The 6,000-nt window shown below is 54.1% G+C and carries 5 protein-coding genes; 2 read left to right on the forward strand and 3 right to left on the reverse strand.

Features of this window, described 5'->3' with window-relative positions; genetic code table 11:
- Positions 1 to 1,014: 1,014 nt before the first annotated feature.
- The gene (locus ABE459_RS16620) at positions 1,015 to 1,971 is read right to left on the reverse strand and encodes a DUF2971 domain-containing protein (protein ID WP_346648109.1); all 957 of its coding nucleotides are present in this window, start codon (positions 1,969 to 1,971) and stop codon (positions 1,015 to 1,017) included.
- A 580-nt stretch (positions 1,972 to 2,551) separates the two neighbouring features.
- Between ABE459_RS16620 and ABE459_RS16625 the strand changes: the two genes are divergently transcribed.
- Entirely contained in the window at positions 2,552 to 3,529 is a 978-nt protein-coding gene (locus ABE459_RS16625) for a hypothetical protein (protein ID WP_323830528.1), read from the forward strand.
- A gap of 93 nt (positions 3,530 to 3,622) precedes the next feature.
- On the opposite strand, the gene ABE459_RS16630 is transcribed toward ABE459_RS16625, so the two are convergent.
- Both ABE459_RS16630 and ABE459_RS16635 read right to left on the reverse strand, forming a co-directional pair.
- The gene (locus tag ABE459_RS16630; protein ID WP_125463394.1) at positions 3,623 to 3,892 is read right to left on the reverse strand and encodes a DUF3077 domain-containing protein; all 270 of its coding nucleotides are present in this window, start codon (positions 3,890 to 3,892) and stop codon (positions 3,623 to 3,625) included.
- Between the two features lie 155 nt (positions 3,893 to 4,047).
- The gene (locus ABE459_RS16635; RefSeq protein WP_323830529.1) at positions 4,048 to 4,296 is read right to left on the reverse strand and encodes a hypothetical protein; all 249 of its coding nucleotides are present in this window, start codon (positions 4,294 to 4,296) and stop codon (positions 4,048 to 4,050) included.
- Between the two features lie 574 nt (positions 4,297 to 4,870).
- Between ABE459_RS16635 and ABE459_RS16640 the strand changes: the two genes are divergently transcribed.
- On the forward strand, positions 4,871 to 5,614 hold the full coding sequence (locus ABE459_RS16640; protein ID WP_323830530.1) for a hypothetical protein: 744 nt from the start codon (positions 4,871 to 4,873) through the stop codon (positions 5,612 to 5,614).
- The last annotated feature ends 386 nt before the right edge of the window (positions 5,615 to 6,000 follow it).

A 6,000-nucleotide genomic window follows, 5' to 3' on the forward strand; every position in this document is an offset into this window, starting at 1 on the left:
GCATCTGCGTCGTTCCACAAAAGACCGCCCAACCAAAGATTTTCTTGTTTGAGTGGGAGCGAAATGAGCTCGAACCCGCGTCACCGCTTAGGGGGATTTTAGGGCAAGTCTGGGGCCGTATAGCGCCATTTGTGCCGTTCGGATCGTTAGCAAAACGGGGCCTGCGGCGGTCTCATGTTCATCGCGGGTGGGTTCAATTCCCTATCCTTGGTTGAGGTAGACTCCACTATTTATTAAAGCGTTGTTTGGATATTGTGAAGTTAGTCATCTCACTACTATTGATCATGTGGGTTCGGTTGCTCATGTCTACCAACATGAAATAATTTCCCAGCTTTCCTGCAAGGATACAGCCGCTCTTGCAGATCCCGGAGGGTCGGCTGACAGTTTCCAAGTCGCCCTTACGGTTTAATATGTCGCTCGCATTTGCTGAAGACATGACTATCGCGTTGACTGGAAGGAATATTGATAGCGCGGCCATCGCAATTCTAATCGAGTAATTGCTAAATGATTTTGTGTAAAAGCTGGATGCGCTCAATGGGCGTGCTGCGACTATCAGTATTGAAATTGGCAGGTACTTGAGGTAGTCGTACTGGTCTCCCCAGGCATAAAAAGCCCCAATCGATAGACAGCCAATAATTAGATTTAATATGAGTGTATATCTAATTGTGTCTGGGCTGGTCTGAGGGTCTCTAAAGGAGGTGGGGCTGATTGCTTCGGACACTAAGATTATTAGCGTAAAGACAAGGCATTGTATGATTAGTGAGCTTGAGTTTGTTATGATTTCATTGAATAATATGTAGGGTAGAGGGTTGATATTAAAGTTTAGCCAGTAGTTGTATAGGTAGAAAGAGCTGCAAATAAATGTATATGCAGCTAGATACGGTAGTGCCTGCTTTAGTTCGACTATTTCGGAGTTTTTTTCAATCAAGATGTCGGTCCTTTCGGTATCATGGCTGGCTCAGGTTGATATGTGTCTGCTAATGCTCCATCACGTCGGCTATGCAGGTGGTACCTCTATTTACCTAGGTTTCTGCCGATCTCGAGAAACTTGTCGAGATACGTGTCAAGGATCCCGGCATGGTGCAAGGTCCGAAATGCGTTTCTAGAAGCAGCATTGTTTTCGTGCCGTTCATTGATGTTGCACCACGAGCAAAGCTTTGAATCTTGATTGGTTTTTGGTTCTTTGCACTTGTCGCAATTCTCAAGGTTCGGTGCAATTACGCCGTTTTGAAATACGTGTGTGCTGTTGGTGTTGTCTAATAGAAATGGGCTTGTAGAGCTTTTGCCTATTTGCATTTCAAAATATTTACAGTTTATGGATTCTGCTGCTGCCTTAAGTGTTTCTTTTGTATCGTTCGAAGCTTTTGCGCCTGCAATTATCGCTGTGACGCAGTTTGATGGGAAGTATAGTAACGAAAGACCTGCGTTTATTTTGCTTGCTACTTCCTCGCTGGTGATAAGTCGGCGCTCTTGCTCATAGCTCCAGCAGGTTTGCTTGGTGAAGTAGGCTCTGGCTCCTACGCTTTGCCAGAGCCATCCGGTGTGTCGTGGTTTGCAAGTAACATATGCTTGCTGTAGTAAGTTCAGTATTCCTTCGCTAGGGGTGTCTCTATAATCGATGTCGCCAAAGCTTGGGTCAGCACCTTGGGAGTCCAGCCATTCATTAAATGCTGTCTCATTGATTTCGGCTACAAAGCCTTCGGAGTTTGAGGCGTAGTGCGCCCACATCGGAGTGCTAATTGGTGATTTGGAGAAACAGGTGACGGGTCGCTGTGTCACCATTGAGATAATTTCGTTGTAATATGCAAGAATCTCTGGTTCTTGGTTGTAGTCGATCGTTAAAAAGAATTCAAATGGATCATTGTAATCTTTTAAGAAGGATAACTTGATTGTGCACTTCTCGCCGCCTACAAGGAGTTTGTTAGAGATGTCTGGGCTCATATATTTGTAGAGGTTTTTTGGCGCTTCCATAGCAGGTGCTCCTCGGCAAAAAGTAGAATGCAAATTTGCGTGGCACTTTGCCAGTTTTTTTCTGTTTGATAAAGAGAGTGGAAGGTCTCGTCGACGTCTATGAAACCGTAATTAGGTGGGGCAAATAGGTCCTAGGTCTCACGACCTTCGTTACCTTGTTGGTACAAAAATGGTACGCGATTAAATTGGTTTCGCCAGAGGGCTCGTAAATTATGGCTTCGGTGAAACATGTGCCCAATCCATCATCGGCGCAACGCTGAAGCGGCGGGACGGCTCAGGGCGCAGGGCAGGGGAGGTGGCAGTTGGTGATGGCATAAGGCTGGGGCACGCACTCGACGGAGCCAGGCGGCAGGCCGCTGGCAGGCGATGGAAAGGTAGATGGGCGCCAGTTTACCAAGCGCGGGGGGATTCGTCCGATTCGATCGACATTGAACTTTCACCCCAACAGCACTCTGCTGTGTGCGCAACATGATGGCCATGGGCTTCACCGACAATGACTCGCCTCGGCTGCCCCTGCTAGCATGCGCACCGCGCAACCTTGATGGATCGCCCCCATGACACGTATGGACACCGCCAGCTCATGACACGCTACCTCACATTCATTGCCCTGATGGCCACTGTCGGTGTTTGCCAGGCTTTGGAAATGCTCGGCCAGACCACCGACGGATACGTCAAGGCCCACATCAAGCCGCCACCTCGTACGGTCTATGAGGTTTACCTCGATGTAAAGCGCAACCCGTACGGGGCACTCGGAACCTTCGACTTCAGCCACAGTGATGAGCAGTCCAAAACCTGCTACCGCGTGCTGGGTCGCCGAACTGCAGGGCCGGACGACGTGCGGCAGGTCACGATGGCCAGCGAGCAAGGCCATGCGCTTTGCCAGCATCTGCTGGGCACCCTCTACGAAGCCGGTAACGGGGTATCCCAGGACCTGTACCGCGCTCGCATGCTTTACCTGCAAGCAGCCCCCAACGACCCCACTGCCTACGTCGAGCTGGGCCGCATGGCGCGTGACGGTGTCGGTGAGCCGGTCGACTTCGTCCGGGCGCGTGCCCTCTTCAGGCAGGCTGGCCCAGGTGGTGTGGTTGGGCTGGGCGGGTTGATGGAGCAGGGCAAGGGCGGGCCGCAGGATGTGCAGGGCGCCTTGAACCTTTACATGCAGACGACCCGCAATTTCCGTGACCCCGCGTGGGGGGCCATGCGTGCGTTGCTGGACAACGGCATGTCGTTGGATACCGCGCAGGTGGAGAAGTACAACCAGCTCTGGATCAGCGGGTTCCAGAGCCTTCAGCAAATGAAGATCAAACGCGATGCGTCGCTCAAAAAATTCCGCTACACCGAGTGGATGAGGCTTACGGTGTCGTATCGGTTCCCGGTAGAGCAGGGCCGCCCCGCCGTCTCCCTTGTCGAAAGCAGCGGCGATTCGCAGCTTGATGAGACGGTGCTGAGGGTCTTGGACAAGCTGCCGATGGATGATCCCTACATGGCGCCTTCGGGCATGCGAACCCCTGATATGGTGGCCCCGATTATCCTTGGCCCCGGCTTCTTCGGCAGTTGAACCTCGGGTACTGGCCGGCCTGTCCAGCGGACCAACGCCCCGCTGCAGGCGCCGGCTTGGCCGGCGAACAGGCCCGCCCAGGCTACAAAGGCCTTAGTGCTTCATCCCAAGCTCCGCATCATCCATCAGCGCCTTGGCCAGCGCGCTCAGGTAATACGACGCCCACAGCAGTTGCGGCTTTTCCTCCATGATCCCGGCGATGGTCAGGTCGCGCACGCAGCCCATCAGCTCCGAGGCCTGGTCCCGTGCATGCTGGCAGGGGATGCCGGGCTCGATGCAGAACAGCGGAGCGGTCATCCCTTCGCCTTGGTAGAACTTGGTTTTGCCCGCAGTGGTGCGGGGCGTGGTGTCGTCTGTGTTCATTGCTCACTCTCCCTGAAATGATCGATACCTGGGCGGACCCTATCGCGGGTCAAGCCCGCTCCCACGGATGCAGGCATTACCCTGCGGGCTAGGGGTTGCGTGGGAGCGGGCTTGCCCCGCGATAGCGCCAGCCCAGGCGACACATGACCAACGGCCTAGTGGAATGCCCGACGCTCCAGCTGCGGCATCTGCACCTGAATCAACGCCGACTCGAGCAGCACCCGCAGCGCCTCGATCTCATGCATCAACGCCATGATCAGAATCGACGCGTGGGATTTGGGTTGCTGGACCGAAATGGCCTGATGCGCCACAGCCTGGGCGCACAGGGCGTACTCCGTGGCTTGGATGAGGGTGTCTTCGAGGCAGTGGTGGTTGTGGGGTGGATCGGGGACGATCTTTAGCATCGTATGATTCCTTTGAGGTTTGCCACCACCTGCCTGCTGTCAAACAGAAGGGTGGCAGCTGTACGCGGGTTGACAGACCGGCGGAATCACTAAGTTCCGGCGCACGCAAGCGTGCCCACACGTACAGCCGCCATTGAAGACTAACCGTATGCGTGATTACCGTCGCAGCCTGTCAAAGCCGGTCGCTGAACACCAGCGACTCGCCGAGACTAGGGGCCAGCCAGGGCGACCGCAACGGAAAAAAGGCGGCAAGAGTATGTTTGGGAAATGGACTACAAGGAAGGGGGTAAATCTGATTATCGCTCTTCACTTTCAGCCTTTGCGGATGCCGCGCTTGCCAGTCCTGGTGGGCGATCAGCTCCTGCTAGAGCCAGGGAAATTGCACTGCACTTGAGCAGGTATTCCAATCAACCGTAACCACCCAACCTAGAACGTCTGCTTTTGGTAGCAGGGCTTTGGGCTAATTCAGCTACCCCACTTCCAGGGACACCGTCTGAATATCATGGGGAATGCTTGCTTTTACAGATTTTGTCCCCAGATCAGTAGGGATCACAGCTCGTCACAAGGACGGAACATGCAATTCATATTCACCCCGGAAGCCAGCTTCAGTGCCTCGGCCCGTGAGGCGCTAAGTGCCATGGCAGCCCGGGCATTCGCGGCCTGCAAAGTGCAGTTTTGTAGCAAGGATGACCATGTGTCGCCTATTTGTGAGTTTCATATCGGCGGCTACAAGGGCAATACCGGTGATCTAGTCGGTATTCATGTGACGTTCCCGACTGAGCAAGCCTTGAGCGAAGAACTGTCAGTTTCCCCTGCCAAGGTTGAACAGTTGGTTCACCATGAGCTTGTGCATTTTTTCCAGTCTCATCTTCATGGCGTTGAACCGTACGCATACTTGCCTCACTGGTTTTTCGAGGGCATGGCGGTGGCTTTTGCCGGACAAGGCATCATTGCCCGAAATCGCCATCTGAATGCGGACTATCCGACGCTGGGTGGCAGTGCTGGCTGGGAACGCTATTACTTGATGAAGCAGCACATGGGCATTGACTGCATGAAGCCGCCTTATGATGTGCTCTATGATTCCTGGGGGGCGCTTTTCATCTACGCGGTTACCGAGCAGCCAGGCATTTTCCCCGACCATGCTTTCATAGGGGCGGATACCTACCTGCATGCCAGGGTTGGCGAAGCAGAGTGCGCTAAGGCGTTGGCGATTATTGATACCGCTCGCCGTTCCGGGTTCGATGCGGCCCTGAAGCAGCATACGGGCAGAGAGCGGATTCTGGAGAGTGGGTTCCGGAAATTCCTGGCTCCTAACTGAGGATTGGCCGGTTTCCTGGGGGGCGCGTGAACATGTCCAGGCGCTCCCCAGTGTAGCTCGCAGGCGCAAACTCAGGTGCCGAAGGGTAGGCCTTGCTCCACAGGCTTGGAAAAGGTGTTCAACCGCATTCCAATGGCACGCGGGGTAATGACCACCTGGCCATAGCGTTGCTTTCGATCAGCGCCATGTTCGGTCAGTGGCGCGATCGTATCGACCGATTATCTCGTCGTCGATGTAGTGTTCAACACTTAGTGCGTTGCGGTAGCCGGCAGCGGGGGACTGTCAGTTTTTTTGTGTTCGGGCCGGTAATGGCCTGCCGCTAGGCAGGCCCTGATTTTCACCAGGTCGGCCTGATGAACCGATCTCCGTACAAAATCGCAAATTGA

Origin of the sequence: Pseudomonas sp. TWI923 (assembly GCF_039673365.1) — a bacterium.
Lineage (GTDB): Bacteria > Pseudomonadota > Gammaproteobacteria > Pseudomonadales > Pseudomonadaceae > Aquipseudomonas > Aquipseudomonas sichuanensis.